Annotated in this window: 19 protein-coding genes; 17 read left to right on the top strand and 2 right to left on the bottom strand. The window is 63.0% G+C overall.

Features of this window, described 5'->3' with window-relative positions:
• Positions 1-2 precede the first annotated feature (2 nt).
• The 9 genes from pgk to R3C98_RS02810 all read left to right on the top strand — a co-directional run bounded on the left by pgk (position 3) and on the right by R3C98_RS02810 (position 8,515).
• Positions 3-1,205 (top strand): phosphoglycerate kinase, encoded by a 1,203-nt coding sequence (gene pgk / locus R3C98_RS02850; RefSeq protein WP_371312605.1) that lies wholly within the window; start codon positions 3-5, stop codon positions 1,203-1,205.
• A 320-nt stretch (positions 1,206-1,525) separates the two neighbouring features.
• Positions 1,526-2,419 (top strand): fructose bisphosphate aldolase, encoded by an 894-nt coding sequence (locus tag R3C98_RS02845; protein WP_371313328.1) that lies wholly within the window; start codon positions 1,526-1,528, stop codon positions 2,417-2,419.
• A 123-nt stretch (positions 2,420-2,542) separates the two neighbouring features.
• Positions 2,543-4,624, top strand: coding sequence for a M3 family metallopeptidase (locus R3C98_RS02840; protein WP_371312604.1), 2,082 nt, complete (start codon positions 2,543-2,545; stop codon positions 4,622-4,624).
• Positions 4,625-4,632: 8 nt separating this feature from the next.
• Complete coding sequence (locus R3C98_RS02835) at positions 4,633-4,854, top strand: DUF2798 domain-containing protein (protein WP_371312603.1); 222 nt, start codon at positions 4,633-4,635, stop codon at positions 4,852-4,854.
• Between the two features lie 55 nt (positions 4,855-4,909).
• Positions 4,910-5,581 carry a thiamine phosphate synthase gene (thiE, locus tag R3C98_RS02830; RefSeq protein ID WP_371312602.1) on the top strand — a complete coding sequence of 224 codons (672 nt, stop codon included), beginning with the start codon at positions 4,910-4,912 and terminating at the stop codon, positions 5,579-5,581.
• A gap of 82 nt (positions 5,582-5,663) precedes the next feature.
• Entirely contained in the window at positions 5,664-6,485 is an 822-nt protein-coding gene (locus tag R3C98_RS02825; RefSeq protein ID WP_371312601.1) for an inositol monophosphatase, read from the top strand.
• A gap of 61 nt (positions 6,486-6,546) precedes the next feature.
• On the top strand, positions 6,547-6,720 hold the full coding sequence (locus R3C98_RS02820) for a hypothetical protein (RefSeq protein WP_371312600.1): 174 nt from the start codon (positions 6,547-6,549) through the stop codon (positions 6,718-6,720).
• A gap of 59 nt (positions 6,721-6,779) precedes the next feature.
• Positions 6,780-8,279, top strand: coding sequence for a flavin-containing monooxygenase (locus R3C98_RS02815; protein WP_371312599.1), 1,500 nt, complete (start codon positions 6,780-6,782; stop codon positions 8,277-8,279).
• A gap of 77 nt (positions 8,280-8,356) precedes the next feature.
• Positions 8,357-8,515 carry a hypothetical protein gene (locus tag R3C98_RS02810; protein ID WP_371312598.1) on the top strand — a complete coding sequence of 53 codons (159 nt, stop codon included), beginning with the start codon at positions 8,357-8,359 and terminating at the stop codon, positions 8,513-8,515.
• 2 nt (positions 8,516-8,517) lie between these two features.
• Here R3C98_RS02810 and R3C98_RS02805 read toward each other — a convergent pair whose 3' ends face one another.
• Complete coding sequence (locus R3C98_RS02805; protein ID WP_371312597.1) at positions 8,518-10,365, bottom strand: ABC transporter transmembrane domain-containing protein; 1,848 nt, start codon at positions 10,363-10,365, stop codon at positions 8,518-8,520.
• 177 nt (positions 10,366-10,542) lie between these two features.
• Here R3C98_RS02805 and rpmE point away from each other — a divergent pair, with 177 nt between their 5' ends.
• From rpmE to R3C98_RS02790, 3 genes are all read left to right on the top strand, one after another.
• Positions 10,543-10,761 (top strand): 50S ribosomal protein L31, encoded by a 219-nt coding sequence (gene rpmE, locus R3C98_RS02800; RefSeq protein WP_034766646.1) that lies wholly within the window; start codon positions 10,543-10,545, stop codon positions 10,759-10,761.
• Positions 10,762-10,903: 142 nt separating this feature from the next.
• Positions 10,904-11,404: a thermonuclease family protein gene (locus R3C98_RS02795; RefSeq protein WP_371312595.1), complete on the top strand. Its 501-nt coding sequence runs from the start codon at positions 10,904-10,906 to the stop codon at positions 11,402-11,404.
• Positions 11,405-11,498: 94 nt separating this feature from the next.
• Positions 11,499-12,305 carry a hypothetical protein gene (locus tag R3C98_RS02790; RefSeq protein WP_371312593.1) on the top strand — a complete coding sequence of 269 codons (807 nt, stop codon included), beginning with the start codon at positions 11,499-11,501 and terminating at the stop codon, positions 12,303-12,305.
• On the opposite strand, the gene R3C98_RS02785 is transcribed toward R3C98_RS02790, so the two are convergent.
• Positions 12,291-12,875 (bottom strand): TlpA family protein disulfide reductase, encoded by a 585-nt coding sequence (locus R3C98_RS02785; protein WP_371312592.1) that lies wholly within the window; start codon positions 12,873-12,875, stop codon positions 12,291-12,293. The genes R3C98_RS02790 and R3C98_RS02785 overlap by 15 nt on opposite strands.
• Before the next feature lie 38 nt (positions 12,876-12,913).
• Between R3C98_RS02785 and argH the strand changes: the two genes are divergently transcribed.
• From argH to R3C98_RS02760, 5 genes are read left to right on the top strand one after another with little or no spacing between them, the layout of a single operon-like run.
• Positions 12,914-14,392 (top strand): argininosuccinate lyase, encoded by a 1,479-nt coding sequence (gene argH, locus R3C98_RS02780; protein WP_371312591.1) that lies wholly within the window; start codon positions 12,914-12,916, stop codon positions 14,390-14,392.
• Positions 14,319-14,552 (top strand): lipoprotein, encoded by a 234-nt coding sequence (locus R3C98_RS02775; protein WP_371312590.1) that lies wholly within the window; start codon positions 14,319-14,321, stop codon positions 14,550-14,552. The genes argH and R3C98_RS02775 overlap by 74 nt, the downstream gene beginning before the upstream one ends.
• A 4-nt stretch (positions 14,553-14,556) precedes the next feature.
• Entirely contained in the window at positions 14,557-14,808 is a 252-nt protein-coding gene (locus tag R3C98_RS02770; RefSeq protein WP_371312589.1) for a hypothetical protein, read from the top strand.
• Positions 14,809-14,817: 9 nt separating this feature from the next.
• Positions 14,818-16,092 (top strand): diaminopimelate decarboxylase, encoded by a 1,275-nt coding sequence (gene lysA, locus R3C98_RS02765; RefSeq protein WP_371312588.1) that lies wholly within the window; start codon positions 14,818-14,820, stop codon positions 16,090-16,092.
• Complete coding sequence (locus R3C98_RS02760; protein WP_371312587.1) at positions 16,071-18,833, top strand: DUF4175 domain-containing protein; 2,763 nt, start codon at positions 16,071-16,073, stop codon at positions 18,831-18,833. The genes lysA and R3C98_RS02760 overlap by 22 nt, the downstream gene beginning before the upstream one ends.
• Positions 18,834-18,840 lie beyond the last annotated feature (7 nt).

Genomic DNA, 18,840 nt, shown 5'->3' with positions numbered 1-18,840 from the left:
CCATGTCCGACTTCCGCCGTATCGAAGATGCCGGAGACCTGACCGGCAAGACCGCTCTTGTCCGCGTTGATTTCAATGTTCCGATGGCGGATGGCAAGGTCACCGACGACACGCGCCTGCGCTCTGCGCTGCCGACGGTCGAGGCCCTGCGTGGAAAGGGGGCGAAAGTCGTCCTGCTGGCCCACTTCGGCCGCCCGAAAGGCCAGATCGTTCCGGAGATGAGCCTGAAGCCGATCGCAGCAGCCTTTGCCGATGTGCTGGATGCGCCGGTGCACTTTGCAGAAAATTGTGGCTTCGGCCCGAAGGCGAAGGCTTTCGTCACCAGCCGCGCGCCGCGTGACGTGATCCTGATGGAGAACACGCGCTTCGAGGCAGGCGAAGAGAAGAACGATCCGGTGCTGGCCGAATCCATGGCCGCGCTTGGCGACCTGTTCGTGAACGATGCTTTCTCGGCAGCGCACCGCGCCCATGCGTCCACGGAAGGCGTGACGCATTTTATTCCGGCCTATGCCGGCAAGGCGATGGAAACCGAACTCGATGCGCTGGAAAAAGCGCTCGGCACGCCGCAGCGCCCGGTCGTGGCCGTGGTGGGCGGGGCGAAAGTCTCGACCAAGATCGACCTTCTGAAAAACCTGGTGTCCAAAGTGGACATGCTGGCCATCGGCGGCGGCATGGCGAACACGTTCCTGGCCGCAAAGGGCGTGGATGTCGGCAAGTCGCTTTGCGAGCATGACCTTGCCGATACGGCCCTGACCATCATGAAGAATGCCGAAGAATCGGGCTGTGAGATCCTGCTGCCGCTGGATGTCGCCGTGGCCACCGAATTCAAGGCGCACGCGCCTGACCACCGCGTCTGCAAGGTCGATGAAGTCGCCTCGAACGAGATGATCCTCGATGCCGGTCCGCACACGGTCACCGTGCTCACCGAGGCCATGGACAGGGCGAAGACGCTGGTCTGGAACGGCCCGCTCGGAGCTTTCGAGCTGGAACCGTTCGATACGGCCACGGTCGCTGCTGCGCGGGCTGCGGCAGAGCGCACGAAGGCCGGCAAGCTGATCGCCGTTGCTGGCGGTGGTGACACGGTTGCCGCGCTGAACCATGCCGGCGTGGCGGCTGACTTCACCTTCGTTTCCACCGCGGGCGGCGCCTTCCTCGAATGGATGGAAGGCAAGCCGCTGCCGGGTGTGGAAGCGCTAAAGGCCTGATCCTTTCCGGTACAGACCCAGTTCTGGCGGGCGTACGAAGTCGCGGGCCGCCTGCGGCAAATCGCGCAGGATTCCGGCTGACCGGGCGTATTCTGCGGATTTTGGCCTGGAGCAGGAATCCAGTTTTGGGTCAGCCCCGTCACCAGCGCGGACCCAATTTCCCGCGGCGAACTTGTATTCGGCGGGGAATCGACGGGAATCCGGGTTAAACCGCCCGGAATTCGCCAGCGGTTGACGCACGCAACCGGCACGGTACTTGAACGCAAACTTTGCAAAACAAGCACTGTTCACAGGATCCATTCAGAATGACGGTAGTTGAAATGGCAAACGAGACCATGACGAAGCAGGCAGCAGAGAAGGCGGGCTTTATTGCCGCGCTCGACCAGTCTGGCGGTTCCACCCCGAAGGCGCTGCGCCTCTACGGCATTGAAGAAGATGCATATTCGAACGACGAAGAGATGTTCGGCCTCATCCACGACATGCGGGCCCGCATCATCAAATCGCCAGCCTTCAATGGCGACAAGGTGATGGGCGCCATCCTGTTCGAGCGCACCATGGACGGCGAAATCGACGGCGTGCCGACCGCTGAATATCTCTGGAAAGAGCGCAGCGTCGTTCCGTTCCTGAAAGTCGACAAGGGTCTCGCCGAAGAAGAAAACGGCGTTCAGGTCATGAAACCGATGCCGGACCTCGATGCCCTGCTGGAGCGCGCCGTCGCCAAGGGCATTTTCGGCACCAAGATGCGTTCGGTTATCAATGCTGCCAACGAAGAAGGCATCGCTGCCGTCGTTGCCCAGCAGTTCGACGTCGGCCGTCAGATCCTTGGCCACGGCCTCGTTCCGATCATCGAGCCGGAAGTCACGATCTCCATCTCCGACAAGGCAGCCGCAGAAGAGATCCTGCTCGCCGAGATCCTGAAGCAGCTGGACGCCCTCGGCGCTGACAAGCAGATCATGCTGAAGCTGACGCTGCCGGAGACGGCAAACCTCTACAAGCCGCTGGTCGACCATCCGCGCGTGATGCGCGTCGTGGCCCTGTCGGGCGGTTATTCGCGCGACGAAGCTTGCCGCCGCCTGTCCGAAAATACCGGCATGATCGCCTCTTTCTCGCGCGCCCTGACCGAAGGCCTCTCGGCCCAGCAGAGCGATGCTGAGTTCGACTCGGCACTTGCCGCATCCATCGACAGCATCTGCGCTGCCTCGATGGCCGGCTGATAACGGGTCCGGACAGAGGCAGGCCACCTGCCTCTGGACTTCCCGGTCAACGCAACGCCATAGTGCCCGCCATTCCGATGGCGGGCATTTTCGTTCGCGTATCTCATGACCAAAGGGGAAATCATGCCGTTTAAACCAGGCCTGCTCGCTGCTGCATCCTTTACCGGACTTCTACTCGTCTCAGGATGCGGTGCGCCGACCGAAGCGCCCGCCAATCCGGACCGTAGCGCCCTGTCGGATGAAGGCCTGGCCATGCTGGACGAACTGGTGCTAGCGCCGGACTCGGCAGATGCCTTCACGGCGCGCTGCGATGCGGCCCTCGGGCAGGTCGAAAAGATGCTGACCGATCTGGAAACCCGGGAAGGCCCTGCCGGGGCAGGGGACCTGAAAGACTATGACGCCATGCTCAATGTCGCCTTCGCGATCGGCTATGGCGAAGCATCGATCGTTGCAGAAGCCAATCCGGACGCGACCCTCCGGGAGACCGGCGACACCTGCCAGCAGAAAACGTCCGACATGACGACCCGGATTTCGCTGTCCCGTCCGGTCTACGACCGGCTCTCCACGATCGATGCCACGAAGCTGGACGATCGTTCCGCCTATCTGCTGAACCGGACGCTTGGTGAATACCGCCGCGCCGGGATCGACAAGGATGAGCCGACCCGGGAGAAGGTTCGCAGTCTCAACGCCGAACTCGCCGAACTGTCGACGGAGTTCAACAAGAACCTTCGTGAGATCCAGGGCAGTGTGAAAGTTGCGCCGGAAGACCTTGTCGGTTTGCCGGAAGACTACATCACCGCTCACCCGCCGGGCGATGATGGCCTGGTGACAATCACGACGGACTATCCGGACCTCTTCCCCGTTTTCACGTATTCGCCGAATGATGAATTACGCAAGGCGATTGCTTCTGAAGCGCAGAACCGGGCCTATCCGGAAAACGTGGCGGCGCTGCGCGGTATTCTTGAAAAACGCTACGAACTGGCGACCACGCTCGGCTATGACAACTGGGCGTCCCTGATTACTGAAGACAAGATGACCGGCTCGCCGGAAGTCGCCGGTGATTTTCTTGAAGCGGTCGAAGGCGCTGCCCGCAATGCGGCAGAGCTTGAATACGACCGCCTGCTGGCGAAGCAGCAGGAGCTGACACCGGACGCCGCCAATGTGACTGACTGGAGCCGCAGCTATCTGGCTGAGCTGATCCGTCAGTCCGACTATGAACTCGACTCTCAGGAAGTCCGGAAATACTTCGCCTTCAATGATGTGCGAGATGGCATTTTTGCTCTGGTGCAGGATCTGTTCGACGTTGAGATCAAGCCCTGGGACGGCGCGCCGGTCTGGCAGGAGAGCGTTAGCGCCCATGAAATGTACCAGGATGGAAAGCTGATCGGCCGTTTCTTCCTCGACATGCATCCGCGCGATGGCAAGTTCAAGCATGCTGCGGCGTTCCCGATCCGATTTGGTCCGACCTCAGATGGTGTGCCTGTGGCCGCGCTGATGTGTAACTTCCCGGCCGGTGACCACACGACGGGATTGATGGAGCATGGGCAGGTCGAGACTTTCCTGCATGAGTTTGGCCATCTGATCCACGACATGTTCTCCGGCCAGCCGGACTATGCGAACCTGTCGATGGCCAATCTGGAGTGGGACTTCATCGAAGCGCCGTCGCAAATGCTTGAAAACTGGGTCTGGGATTACGACACGCTGGCCAAGTTCGCGAAGGACGCGGATGGCAATGTGATTCCGCCGGAACTGGTGGAGAAAATGGTGGCCGCGCGCGACTTCGGCATCGGTGTCGGCACGTTGCGCCAGTTGCTCTACGCGAATGTCTCGCTCGACTATTACAATCGTCCGCCTTCGGAGGTCGATTTCGATGAGATCTGGAACGAGAACCAGTCGAAGCTGAGCCCGTTCGAAACGCTGCCGGAGGCGCACCCCTATGCCAGCTTCGGTCACCTGGATGGCTATTCAGCGATCTACTACACCTATCAGTGGTCACTCGCCATTTCGACGGATCTGTTTTCGGCGTTCGAGGCGAACGGTCTGCGGGACGGGGAGACAGCCAAACGCTATCGCGACCTGGTCCTTGCGCCGGGCTCGTCCAAGCCGGCCGCTCAGCTGGTGCATGACTTCCTCGGCCGCGACTGGTCGCCGGAAGCCTATGAGGCTTACCTGCTGAACGCCGCAGAAGCCGAAACGGACGAATAGGGGCCAGGGTGAAGTGGCAGGTCGTTTATTCCGGTATTCTGTCAGCCGGGATGAGCGGCCTGGTCGCCTTGATTGTAACGGCCATCAATACCGGTATCGATGCGGGCCTGGTGGCGCGGTGGTTGAGTGCATGGGCACTGGCTTTCCCGGCCGCCTGGTTCGCCGCAATGTTCTGGGGCCCATTCGCTCGCCGGATTGCGCGGTTGTTCGTCCGGCCGCCGATAGAGTGAGCCACGCCGCAGCACGCCGCTTGCAGCCGGCCCGGAACCGTCGCATCTAGGCGCCATGTCGGAACCTGAATACACCCGCCCGCGCACCCGCCTCTACCTGATTACGCCGCCGCGTATCGAGGATGTCGATGCGTTTGCGGCGTTGTTGGAAACAGCCTTCTCAACCGGTGACATCGCCTGCCTCCAGCTGCGCCTGAAGCAGGCGGATGGCAGCATCGATGAAGCGGCCACGCGGGCCGCGAGTGCGGCCGTCACCGAAATGGCGCAAGCCTATGGCGCGGCCGTCCTGATCAATGACAGCCCGCAGCTGGCCGTCGAGCTTGGCGCCGACGGCGTGCATGTGGGCTGGGACGATGTTCCGGTGAAGGAGGCCCGCGCGATTGTCGGTAAGGATATGATCGTCGGGGCGACGGCAAAGAACTCCCGCCATATCGCCATGCAAGCAGGGGAGGCGGGGGCCGACTATGTCGCCTTCGGTGCCTTCTATCCAACGGGCACCAAGGAAGGCACGGTACCGGCCAGTCCCGAACTGCTGGAAATCTGGCAGGAGAGCATGGAAATCCCATGCGTCGCGATTGGCGGCATTACGGTGGAGAATGCCGCGCCGCTGGTGACGGCCGGCGCGGATTTCATCGCGGTCTCGGCAGGTATATGGGACCATCCGGATGGGGCACCGGCGGCCGTTGCCGCCTTCAATGCGCTGTTCGATTCCTTGGCAGCGGATTAACACTCCGGCGCCTTGACCCTCAGGCGACAAAGGCTTACGCCGCCCGCTCTTCCGCAAGAATTGCGACCGGACGCTGTTTCACATGTCAAAGCCCTCTCCCGTTGGATCCGTAATGATCGCTGCCGCCCGCGCTGCCGGGCGTTCGCTGGCACGTGATTTTGGCGAGGTTGAAAACCTGCAGGTCTCCAAGAAAGGCCCGGCAGACTTCGTTTCCAACGCCGACCACCGGGCGGAAGAGATCATCTTCACGCACCTCTCCAAGGCGCGGCCGGGCTATGGCTTCGTGATGGAAGAGCGGGGCATTGTCGAAGGCACCGACAAGTCCAATCGCTTCATCGTCGATCCGCTCGACGGCACGCTGAACTTCCTGCATGGCCAGCCGCACTTTGCTGTCTCCATCGCGCTGGAACGCGACGGCGAACTGCTGACGGGTGTCATCTTCGATGTCGCCAAGAACGAGATCTTCTGGGCCGAGACCGGCCGCGGAGCCTGGCTGGACAATCGCAAGCTGCGCGTTGCCGCCCGCCGTGACCTCCACGAATCGGTCATCGCGACCGGCACGCCCTGGCACGGCAAATCCGAAGAAAGCCACGTGACCTTCGCGCGCGAAGTGGCTGCCATGACGCCGGCCACCGCCGGCATCCGCCGCAATGGGTCTGCGGCGCTGGACCTCGCCTGGACGGCGGCAGGCCGCTTTGACGGCTTCTGGGAGCGGAACCTGCAACCATGGGACATTGCAGCCGGTATCGTTCTGGTGCGTGAAGCCGGCGGCATGATCAGCGAGCTTGATGGTGGGGACGTGCTGCAGACAGGCTCGATCCTGGCCGCCAACAGCGACCTGCATCCGAAGCTCGAAAAGCAGATCCGCCACGCAGCATCCTTCGGGAAGGCTGCCTCCGTCTGAGATTGACTTGCAGGTGAGCGCATTTGGCGTAGGTTTCCCCTGTCGACAGGGGGATAAGCCGATGAATGGCAAACATGTGAGCCTGGTTATTCTGGGGATCGTCGCGGTTCTTTGCCTGGCCTATGCGGGATATCAGTTTTTCCGTGGCGAGCCGGACGACGCGCTTCCGTTGGTCATCGCAGCGGTCGTTTGCGGCGCGTTGATCACGGTTTTGGGCCGGACGAGCCAAAAATGAATTAGATGACGCTCGCGTCACCTATTTCATTCTCCGTAAAAATACGTAATCTGTGTCTCATGACACAGCCAGACACAGACGTTCTCATCATCGGTGCGGGCCTTTCGGGCATCGGCGCTGCCGTTCACCTCGGCAAGCAATGCCCCGGCAAGACTTATCGGATCTTCGAACAGCGCAGCGCCATGGGCGGAACGTGGGACCTGTTCCGCTATCCCGGCATCCGTTCGGATTCGGACATGCACACGCTGGGCTTCAACTTCAAACCCTGGACCGAGGCCAAGGCCATCGCCGACGGGCCGTCGATCCGGAACTATATCCACGAAACAGCGGATGAGCACGACATCACCCGGCATATCAAGTTCGATACCAAGATCGTGGCGGCGGACTGGTCGAGCCCGGATCAGGTCTGGCACATCACGGCGGAAGACACCAAAACGGGCAAGCGGACCGAGCTGACGACGCGCTTCCTGTTCATGTGCGGCGGCTACTACAATTACGATGAGGGTTACCGGCCGGAATTCCCCGGCGAGGAAAACTACAAGGGCCAGTTCGTGCATCCCCAGCACTGGCCGGAAGACCTCGACTATTCCGGCAAGAAGGTCGTCATCATCGGATCCGGCGCGACAGCCATGACGCTGGTGCCTGCCATGACCGACAAGGCCGAACACGTCACTATGCTGCAGCGCTCGCCGACCTATGTCGTCTCGCGTCCTGCCGTAGACAAGTTCGCGAACTTCCTGCGCACAATCCTGCCGGATAGCTGGGCCTACACATTGATCCGCTGGCGGAACGTCGTGTTCCAGCAATACTTCTTCCGCAAGACGCGGGAGAATCCGGAACAGGCCAAAGAGCGCCTCCTGAAAATGGTGCGGGAGGAACTCGGACCTGACTATGACGTCGAGAAGCATTTCACGCCGCGCTACAATCCGTGGGAACAGCGCCTCTGCCTCGTGCCGGATTCGGACCTGTTCAATGCGCTGAAGTCCGGCAAGGCCAGCGTTGAGACCGACCATATCGAGACCTTCACGGAGAAGGGGATCAAGCTGAAATCCGGCATGGAGCTGGAGGCCGACATCGCGGTCACGGCGACGGGCCTGAACCTGATCTTCATGAACGGCGTCGATGTCTCGCTGGACGGGGCGAAGGTCGATCCCGGCAAGCTACTGAACTACAAGGGCGTCATGCTGTCGAATGTGCCGAACCTTGCCGTGACGTTCGGCTATACCAACGCGTCCTGGACGCTGAAGGCGGACCTGACCAGCGAATTTGTCTGCCGCCTGATCAATCTGATGGACCAGAAGGGCGCGACCTCGGCGATGCCGTACCTGTCAGCCTTCCCGAATGAGACCGAACCCTTCGTGGATTTCTCGTCCGGCTATTTCCAGCGCGTGATGGACCAGTTCCCCCGCCAGCATACCGAAGCGCCGTGGAAGCTGCATCAGAGCTATTTCACCGACAAAAAGAATCTGCGCGAACAGCCGATCGAAGATGGTGTGATCCGCTTCACCACGCCAGAGGACGCCGCTGCCGGAAAACCAGCTCTCCAGGCTGCAGAATAATAAGTTGCCTCTAAACAAAGGTCTGCAGGCTTCCTATGTATAGTCCGTAAGGGGCGTACAGAAAAAGGAGTGTCTGTATGTGGTTGTGGCTATTGTGGTGGTGTGTAGATGATCACATTGCCGAAGCGGCTGGTGCGCCAGGTCTCGGCGAATTGCCGATTTGGGTGCCGCTGATCCTGTCTCTTGCCTTCGCCTTCACGGTGGATAGCAAGGTCAAGAAAGGGAAGCGCGGCTGATTTCAGCCTTCCGCAAACTGTAGTTCGGCGAGGCGGGCATAGAGCCCGCCTTTAGCCACCAGTTCCTCATGACTACCTTCCTCAACGATCCGCCCGTGCTCCATGACGACGATCCGATCGGCGCGCCGCACGGTGGACAGGCGGTGTGCGATGACCAGTGTCGTGCGCCCTTCGGAGGCATTTTCGATGGCGCGGCGCACGGCGGCTTCGCTCTCGGAGTCGAGCGCTGACGTTGCTTCATCCAGCAGGAGGACGGGCGCGTCCCGCACCAGCGCACGGGCAAGCGCGATCCGCTGGCGCTGTCCGCCGGAGAGACTGCGGCCTTTCTGGCCCAGCGGCGTGGCAAGGCCTTCCTTTTCTGACAGGAAGTCCATCGCCTCGGCCATGCGGGCAGCATGCTCCAGAAGCCTCTCGTCCGGATTGTCCGTGCCAAAACCGATATTCTCAGCCGCAGTGCCGGTGAACAAAGCTGATTCTTGTGGGGCGTAGGCAAAGTTGCGCCGCCAATCGCCGGGCAGGGCGTCCGCTGAGGCGACGCCGTCCAGCGTCACGCGACCAGCCTGCGGATCAAACAGGCGCAGGGCCAAGCGGAACACAGTCGTCTTACCTGCGCCACTGGGGCCGACAAGGGCGACGAACTCGCCGGGCTTCACCGTGAGTGAGAAATCCGTCAGCGCGGAGACAGGCTTGCCGTCATTCGTGGCTTCGTCATAGGCGAAGGTCACGTGATCGAAGGTGAGTGCGCCGGTCACTTTTTCCGGCATCTGGCGGGGTATGGCGGGCGGTGCGATTTCGGGCTCTGCGTTCAGCACTTCGGCGGCCCGGTCGGCGGCACCGGCAGCCCGCATCACTTCGCCATAGACTTCGGCCAGCATGCCGAAACCTGATCCGGCATAGAGGGCATAGAGCACCATGGCGGAGAGGTCGCCGAAACTCATCTCGCCCGTAGCCACAGCCCTCGCGCCCAGCCAGAGCACGCAGACAAAGCCGCCGAACAGCAGCACCGAGACCATGACGATCATCAGGGCGCGGGCGGTGATCCGGCGCATGGCGGCGGCGAACACCGCCTCTACAGCGTCCGTGAAGTTCTTGAGGCGGCTGTCTTCGCGGCTATAGGCCTGCACCAGTTCGATGGCGTCGAGCGCCTCGGCGGCTTCGGCACCTGCATCGGCTAGGCGGGATTGGGCCTTGTTTGACATGCTGCGGATGACGCGGCCGACGCCGACAACGGGCAACATCGCAACCGGGAGCATGGCGAGCAGTGTCAGACCAAGTTTCCAGTTAACCACCAGCATCATGGTCAGCGCGCCAAACGTCGTGATCAGCGTTCGCGTCGCCATTGAGGCGGACGTGCCGAGGAACTGCTCAATCAGCGTGATGTCAGCCGTGAGGCGCGACACGGCTTCGCCGGACCGCATCTTTGCATGATAGCGCGGCCCGAGCGTCAGCAGGTGGGCGTAGAGGTCCCGGCGCAGGTCTGCCGCGATCCGCTCGCCGAAGCGGGAAACGAAATAGAACCGCACCGCGCCCAACACGCCGGAGGCGATGGCGGCGGCGGCCACCCAGAAGAAGGATCGGTCGACCAGTTCCAGCAGTTTTTGCGCGTCGCCACCGGCCTGGCGCCCGCTGTCGGCGGCCCGGCCCAGCAAGATGGGCAGAGTGAGACTGAGGGCTGCGGCGCCGACCAGGAAGACCAGCGCAATGGCGACCGTCCGCCAATGCCGGCCGGCATAGGGCAGCAGCAGTCCCAGTGGCTTCAGGCTGCGCCCTTTGGGGCGGTTGATGGCCTGTCCGCCGCCCGGTTCCGTGGCGCGCCGGTCTATGGTTTCCGGGGATTCCGTGTCGGCCATGGGGAATACCTTTGCAGCACTGTGGAAATCGGGTGCTAGGCCCTCTTGCGAAAGGGGCTATCTTCAGTTACACGCGCCACTTCTGAAAACGGGCAGCAGCCACGCCCGCGCACCCCTAATGGTGAAGCGCGGCGGCCACAAGGCCCGCAGGCAATGGATCACAGAAGGGCGCGAGCCATGAAAAAAGAAGGTCATCCCGACTATCACTTCATCACCGTGGTGATGACGGACGGCACTGAGTACCAGACGCGCTCGACCTACGGCGCTGAAGGTGACCGCCTCGTGCTGGACATCGACTCCAAATCGCACCCGGCCTGGACCGGCGGCGACGGCAAGCTGATGGACCGCGGTGGCCGCGTGTCCCGCTTCAAGGACAAGTTCAAAGGCTTCGTCTAAGCCTTCCGCGCCAGTCCACGGTTGCGACCCGAACAGCCCCGGCCCGCAAGGCCGGGGTTTTGTTTTGGCCGGTCCCCGCTGGCTTTAACCCTCCGTTAAGCGCTGGCGCACAGCCTCCCTCCGACTTGGCAGGGAGAGGCCCATGGGACGGAGCGGCCGGCTCAAGGAATGGTTGATCACATTCGTGGTGCTTGCCGGCATCGCGTTTGGCGTGGCGGTAGTCGCTCGGGAACCTGTCGACCCGGCAGGCGACGCCCCTTTCGATACCTCATCCGTTTACTGGTCCGATGGAGATTCCGGCCGTCTTGCGGATGGCACCAAGTTCCGGCTGCACGGTGTGGATGCGCCTGAAACCGGGCCGCTGGACTGGGTTTCCGGGGCAAAATGCGAGCGGGAACGTGAGCTCGGCTATCAGGCAAAGGCCGCGGTGCGCGAACTGACCCGCGACCAGGTGCTGACCGTTTCGCATGATTACGGGCCGGATCGTTATGGCCGGCTGGTGGTCGACCTGTCGCTGGACGGGCAGGACCTCGCCGCGCTGCTGGTCGCGGGTGGCACCCACAAGACCTGGGATTATGACGGCGGCGATGCCAAGCCGGAATGGTGTACAGGACGTACACAAGGCCCGGTCACCGGATCCTGAACCTGATTGTAATCCTGGAAGAGGCAAGGGCTTGCCCGGCAGGCATCAGGGCACCTAGGCTGCGGCCCGGAACAGATATGACGGAGTTTTCCCGATGAATTACACGCCGAAGCGCTGGATCCGGCTTGGACTGGGCGCCGCCCTGATCGGTACCGCAGGCCTCGCTGCCTGTGGCGGAGAGGGGGGTGAAGCCGGTGAAGCCGCCATGACCGCGCCCGGCGAGGCCGCAGCCTACGGCGAAGGCGGCGAAATGGGCGAAGGCGAAGGTGGTGAAGGCGGGGAAGGCGTCGCGGCGCTCGATCCGGCCCTGTTGCTGCCAGTCGACCAGCGCGCTGCCATGATCTCCAGCGAGGTTACCGTGGCCACGGCGCTCGCCCGGGCTGGGCAGCTGGACGATGCAGCCGAACACCTTCGCATCGCCATGGACGACATCAAGCCGGGTGGCCTCACTCGCCTCGTCGAGCAGGGCTTCGACCCGGACCTGATTGAAACAGCTGAAGCCGCGCTTTCCAGCGGCGCGGCGCCGGAAGACATCGATGCAAGCCTTGCGGCAGCCCAGGCAAATGTTACGGAGCTGCAGGCCAATGCCGGCGGTGACCCGGTCGAACTGGTCGTTTTCCTGATGAAGCGCTGTGAGAACGCCTACCGGGCTGGTGTGTCCTTTTCGAACGAGATCGACGATCCGATCCTTTACCAGAAATCCTATGGCTATGCCGTCGCTGCGCAGCAGGCAGCCAACCGAATTGAATCTGCCGATGCGAGCAGCCTTCAGCTGGAGCTGAAAATGCTGGTCCTCATGTGGCCGTCTTCAGGGCCAATCGAAGGCGACCTTCCGGCCCCGCCATCGACCTTCCTGTCACAGGTCAGCCGGATCGGGCTGGAGCTCTCAACGTTCGAGTAGGGCGTCGATAAAGCCGACCGCTTCGAAGGACGCCCAATCCGCTTCGCCGGCGAGACGAGCGATTTCCGTGCCGTCCGGACCGTAGAGGATGCTGGTCGGGAATCCCTGAACGCCGCTGTCATAGACGAGTTCGTACTGCTCCGGCGTCACGATGCGGAACGGGATATTCGGCGCGCCGAGCTGTCCAAGGCGCTTTTCAGCGTAGTCCCTGTCTTCGGCGGCATCGACGCTGATGGCGACGACTTCGAAATCGTCCCCGCCCCGGGCCTTTTGCAGGGCGCCGAGGGACGGCATCTCCTTTTCGCAGGGCGCACACCAGGTTGCCCAGAAGTTCACGAGGATGGTCTTGCCTTTGAATTCGTCCAGCGTGTGGGTCGACCCGTCTGCCAGATAAAAGGGCGCAGTCCCGGTCGGGTCGCCCGCCGTGGCGAAATCCAGCTTTTCAAGCGAACCCGTTGCATATCTCGCAAGCGGGTTTTCATCAGTTTTTCCGATGCCTGCGCTGATCAGCACGTAGACAATTGCGATCACTCCGACCAAGAAGAGGCCGGGAATGGCGTAGCGCCTCATGTTTGCGCCTTCCGTAGGTTTGTTGAAGGGGTATGCCAATGACGAGCGGCAAAGGCCAGACGATGTGGGGGGGACGGTTTGCCGCGACCCCGTCCGACATCATGGAAGAAATAAACGCCTCCCTCGATATTGACCGGCGCATGGCAGAAGAAGACATCGCCGGCAGCCGGGCCCATGCCGACATGCTTTCGGAAATGGGCATCATCTCGTTCGATGACAATGAAGCCATTCAGGCCGGGCTGGACCAGGTGATGGACGAGCTGCGCGACGGCACGTTCCCGTTCCGGCGCGAGCTGGAAGACATCCACATGAATGTCGAGGCACGGCTGAAAGAAATCGTCGGCGAGCCAGCCGGGCGCCTACACACGGCCCGGTCCCGGAATGACCAGGTGGTGACCGATTTCCGCCTCTGGACGCGCCGGGCGCTGGACCATTCCGCCCGCCTGATCGGCGGCCTTCAGGGCGCGTTGATCCTTCGCGCAGAAGAGCATGCCGGAACGATCATGCCGGGCTTCACTCATCTCCAGACAGCCCAGCCGGTCACGCTCGGCCATCACCTGATGGCCTATGTCGAGATGACGTCGCGCGACTGGACCCGGTTGTCTGACTGCGCCAACCGCCTCAATGAGTGCCCGCTGGGCGCAGCGGCGCTTGCCGGAACGGGGTTCCAGATCGACCGGGACATGACTGCCGAGGCGCTCGGCTTTGCTCGCCCGATGGCGAATTCCCTCGATGCCGTGTCGGCCCGTGACTTCGCGCTGGAGGCGCTGGCGGCGCTCTCCATCGCGGCAACGCACCTGTCTCGCCTTGCCGAAGAGATCGTGCTCTGGACCAGCGCGCAGTTCGCCTTCGCCCAGCTGACGGACGAATGGTCGACGGGCTCCTCCATCATGCCGCAGAAGCGCAATCCTGACGCGGCTGAGCTCGTGCGGGCCAAGGCGGCGCTGATCACCGGTTTCTATGCCGGCCTGCAGGGCGCCGTGAAGGCGCTGCCGCTCGCCTATGCCAAGGACCTGCAGGACGACAAGCGCCTGACCTTCGAAGCCTTCGACACATTTGATCTCTGCGTGCGCGCCATGACCGGCATGATCGAGACGATGGCCTTCAAGCCGGAAAACATGCGGGCGGCAGCCGCGAAGGGCTTTTCGACGGCGACCGACCTTGCCGACTGGCTGGTGCGGGAGCTTGGCCTGCCATTCCGCGAGGCGCACCACGTCACCGGATCGCTGGTTGCCATCGCAGAAGGGAAGGGCGTTGATCTCGCTGATCTGACGCTTTCCGACATGCAAAGTGTTCACAAGGACATTACCGAAGCCGTTTTCGACGTGCTGACGGTTGAGGCATCTGCCTCATCTCGGACATCTTATGGTGGCACAAGCCCTGTTCGCGTCGCCGAACAGGTGGCACAGTGGAAGCAGAGACTTGGACTGGAGAAACCGCCGCATGAAACGCCCCCTGGCCATTGCCGCCCTGATCCTCGGGACCCTGACCCTGCCGGCCTGTGGCCTGACAGGTGACCTGAAGCGCCCGGGCCCGCTGTGGGGCGATCCGAATGATGTCGAGGCCGAACTTCCGGAAGGCAACACATCCACCCTTCCGAAGCTGCCGCCCCGCGAAGAGGCGGAAGACGCCGATACCAGCGGCGACGATGAGCTTCTGGGCGGCCCGGAGAATTGATCCCATGACCACTCGCTTTATCCGGCCGGCCGGGCGTCTGCTCGCCGGCCTGGTCCTTCTTGGCGCGCTGACGGCCTGCGTTGCAGGAGATGGCATTCGCGCCGTCAATGCCCCGGGGGCGTATGAACCGATCGCCGTGGTCGCCGTGGTGGAGCCGGAAGACGGCCCGCAGGTAAACCAGTGGGGCGGCATCATTCCCGACGCCAAACCCGTGACGCCCGTCGACAATGGCGCGCTCGCCGAAGTCGGCAGCTAGGCGGCACAGATGCACCATTTCGACTATCGGGACGGACGGCTTCACTGCGAGGATGTCGATCTGGCGAGACTTGCCGATGACGTCGGCACGCCTTGCTATGTGTATTCCACTGCAACGCTGCAGCGGCACGCGCGGGTGATCGCTTCAGCGTTCGAAGGGCAGGACTGCCTGATCGCCTATTCGGTGAAGGCCAATTCGAACCTCGCTGTGCTTGCCACGCTGGCGGCGGAAGGCTGCGGCGCGGATGTGGTCAGCGGCGGGGAATTGCAGCGCGCTCTCCGCGCCGGCATCCCGGCGTCTAAGATCGTGTTTTCCGGCGTCGGCAAGACCGCGCGCGAGATGGAACTGGGCCTCCGTGAAGGTATCCACCAGTTCAATGTGGAAAGCGCGGCGGAGCTTCGCCTCCTGTCCTATGTCGCGAACGGCATCGGCTATGAGGCGCCCATCGCCATCCGCGTGAACCCGGACGTCGCTGCAGGCGGCCACCCAAACATTTCCACCGGCAAGAAGGGCGACAAGTTCGGCGTGCCGTGGACGGAAGCGGAAGACCTCTACGCCGAAGCGGCGACGCTTCCGGGCATTAAGGTCGTCGGGGTCGACGTTCATATCGGCAGCCAGATCGGTGATCTTGTGCCCATGCGGGCCGCGTTCGAGAAGGTGGTGGGCCTTGCCCAGCGCCTGCGCGCTGCCGGGCACGACATTGCACGCATCGATGTCGGCGGCGGCCTTGGCATTCCCTACAAGCAGGGCGACGAACCGCCTCCGCCATCCGCTTATGCGGCCATGATCGCGGAGGTCAGCACGGACCTCGGTGTTCAGGTTATCCTGGAGCCGGGCCGGGTCATCGCTGGCAATGCAGGTGTGATGCTGACAACGGCCCTTTACGAGAAAGCCGCGCCTGACCGGTCGTTCCTGATCGTCGATGCCGGCATGAATGATTTGATGCGCCCGGCGCTCTACGGCGCGCATCACGACATCCGGCCCTTGAAACAGGCGGCACCGGACGCGGCCGAAAAGACCTATGACGTCGTCGGCCCGATCTGCGAGTCGACCGACAAGTTCGCCGCCGGACGCGAAATGCCCGCTGTCGCGCCGGGTGACCGGCTCGCCTTCATGTCAGCAGGGGCCTATGGCGCTGTGCTGTCTTCGGCCTACAATACACGGCCCCTCGTGCCGGAAGTTCTGGTCAATGGCGACCGGTTCGACATTGTCCGCCGCAGGCCGGACCTCGAGGAAATGTTGCAACTGGAACAGGTGCCGGATTGGCTGAAAAGGACGGACTGAAGACGATCGGGACAAAAGTCGCGGCCACGCGCCGGCGGCTGGGCCTGCTCGCGTTCAGCCGGGCCTTCTGGCCGCTGTTCGTTTTCCTCATCCTGTTCCTGTCCATGGCGCTGGCTGGCGCGTTCGACAAGCTGCCCGCCGCCATAGGGGCGGTGCTGGCGCTGCTGTTCCTGATTGGCGGCGCAATTTTCCTGCTGCGCGGGGTTCGCCGGTACAGGCCGCCGGCTGAGTCTGAGGCGGTCCATCTGCTGGACCGGCAATCGCCGCTGCGACCAGTCTCGTCTCTCACAGACAGGCCAGCAGACCCGTCCCGTGGCGCACAAGCGCTCTGGATGCGCCACCGCAACCGGGTGCTGAAGGCTGCGCGGGAGCTGAAACTGCCGAACCTGTCGGCGGAATGGCGCCAGCTTGACCCGTTCCGCCTGCGTTATCTGTTGTCGGCCGCGCTCGTCGGCATTGCTGTTCTGGCGGCGGGGGAGGGGCCGGGCCGTCTGCTCCGGGCCCTGAACCCCGATTATGGCGCACTCGTCGGGGCAGACGACATGATCGTGGAAGCCTGGGTCATCCCGCCGGACCATACTGGCAGGGCGCCGGTCTTCCTGAAACCGGGCCTCAACGATGTCCGCGTCCCGCGTGGCTCTGAAATCACTCTGCGCACCGAAGCGCCGACCGCGCCGCGTCTTCTCCTGAAGGGGCGGCACCGGACATCAGAGAAATTCGCCGCCACACCCGATGGCGCATGGGAAGCCAAGGCGACGCTGCAGGAAGATGCCCGTGTTTCCGTGCGCTGGTGGGGTGAGCGCGCGGCCTGGCGCCTGCTGGCATCACCTGACGATCCGCCTACGGTGGAGTTTGTCTCGGTGCCGACTTATGGCCGCCTCGACCGGACGGAATTCGCGTGGATCGCAAACGATGACTATGGCGTCGTGAAAGCCGAGCTCGCCATCCGTCTGCAGGAGCCGCACCCGGCGGCCCCGGATGAGGAAGATCGTGTGGCGATCCCGCTTGCCGCGCCCTCCATGCAGGACATCAAGGATACGACCCAGATCGATCTCACCCGCCACCGCTGGGCAGGGCTGCCGGTGGACGTGAATCTTGTCGTGACGGATGCCTCCGGACAGGAGGGGGTAAGCGAAACCGAATCCTTCGTCCTGCCGGAGAAACTGTTCCTCGATCCCTATGCCCGCGTTGCGCAGGAAGTCCGCGTCACCGTGCTGCGCGAGCCGAGGGACTACAAGCCATTGGCAAAGAACCCGTTCGCCCTGAAACAAGATGCGCTCAATACCGAAGCGGCGAACCGGCTGAACACGGCCCCGCCGGATATCCAGAAAGCCGCCCTGATGCTCGACTCCGTCACATTGATGGGGGAGCACTATATTCCGAACCAGGCCTATTACCTGACCTTCAAGATCGCAGAAGGCATGCTGGAAAGCGCCGGCACCAAGGACGAGGCGGATGCCGTGGACCCGCTGCTCTGGTCCCTCGCGCTGAAGGCTGAATATGGCAGCGCGGCGGATGCCTTGCGCCGGCTGGAAGCGGCGCGCCGGGCACTGGAACAAGCCCTGCGCGATGGTGCATCCGAAGAAGAAATCCGACGCCGGATGGAAGCTTTCCGGGATGCGGCGAACGAATACCTGGCTGCAAAGATGGCCGAAGCCGTGGCCAATGGCGGCGAGATGCCGGACACCAACCAGGACGGCGTGGCGATGGGCGGCAGCCAGAGCCTGGGCGGGCAGGATTTCGAGGACATGCTGAATGCCCTGCAGGACCTGACCGATACGGGCGCAACGGAGCAGGCGCGGCAATTGCTGTCCGACATTACCAACATGCTGCAGAATCTGGAATTCCAGCGTGGGCAAGGCGGCAGCGGCATGGCCGGTATGCCGGGGTCCCAGTCGGATGGTGAAGAGCAGGAGGACCTGCCGCCCGAAGAACAGGAAATGACGGATGCCATGCGGCGCCTATCCGAGATCCTGCGTGAACAGCGCCAGCTGAATGATGACACGCTGGCCCAGCAGCGCGGCGAGATGCCGTCGGGCCAGCAAGGCCAGTCAGGGCAGGAGTCCGGACAGGATTCCGGCCAGCAGCAGGGTGGCCAGCAGGGCCAGCAGCCGGGTCAACAACCGGGACAGGGCGGGCAGGACGAAGCAGGAACCCCCTCTGAAGGAGATGGCGCGCAGGGCGGCGACCGCCCGGGCGGCGAGCGTCCGGGAACGAACAGTTTTGCCGGCACGGATGAGGGTGCACCCCCGCAGGGTGGCGGCACGCTGGCCGAACGTCAGGCTCGGCTGGGCGAACTGGTGGAGCAGTTCGCACGGGAGCGCGGGCTCGGCGAAGGGGCGGGTGAGGAGGATGCCCTGTCGGGTGCGATCGACCCGGACGCCCTGGCTGCGATCCGCGACGCCCAGCGCGACGCCGAACGCAACCTTGCCCGCGGCAATGACGGCGCCGCGTCCGATGCGCAGGAACGCGCCACACAGGGCCTGTCGGAGCTGAACCGTAACCTTGCCGCCATGCTGGATGAAATGCAGCGCGAGCGCACCAATCAGGGACAGGCGCGCAACGACCCATTCGGCCGGGAGGCTGGCGGCATGGGTAACAATGGCGACGATGTCCGCGTGCCGGAGGAAGCCGAGCGCCAGCGCGCCAAGGACATCCTTGAAGAACTGCGCCGGCGTTACAATGAAAGCGACGACGAAGAAGAACGCGAATATCTCCGCCGTCTGCTGGACCGCTTCTAGAGAGTTC

It is taken from the genome of Hyphomonas sp. (genome assembly GCF_041398465.1).
Lineage (GTDB): Bacteria > Pseudomonadota > Alphaproteobacteria > Caulobacterales > Hyphomonadaceae > Hyphomonas.
This window is presented reverse-complemented; position numbering and strand designations above follow the sequence as displayed.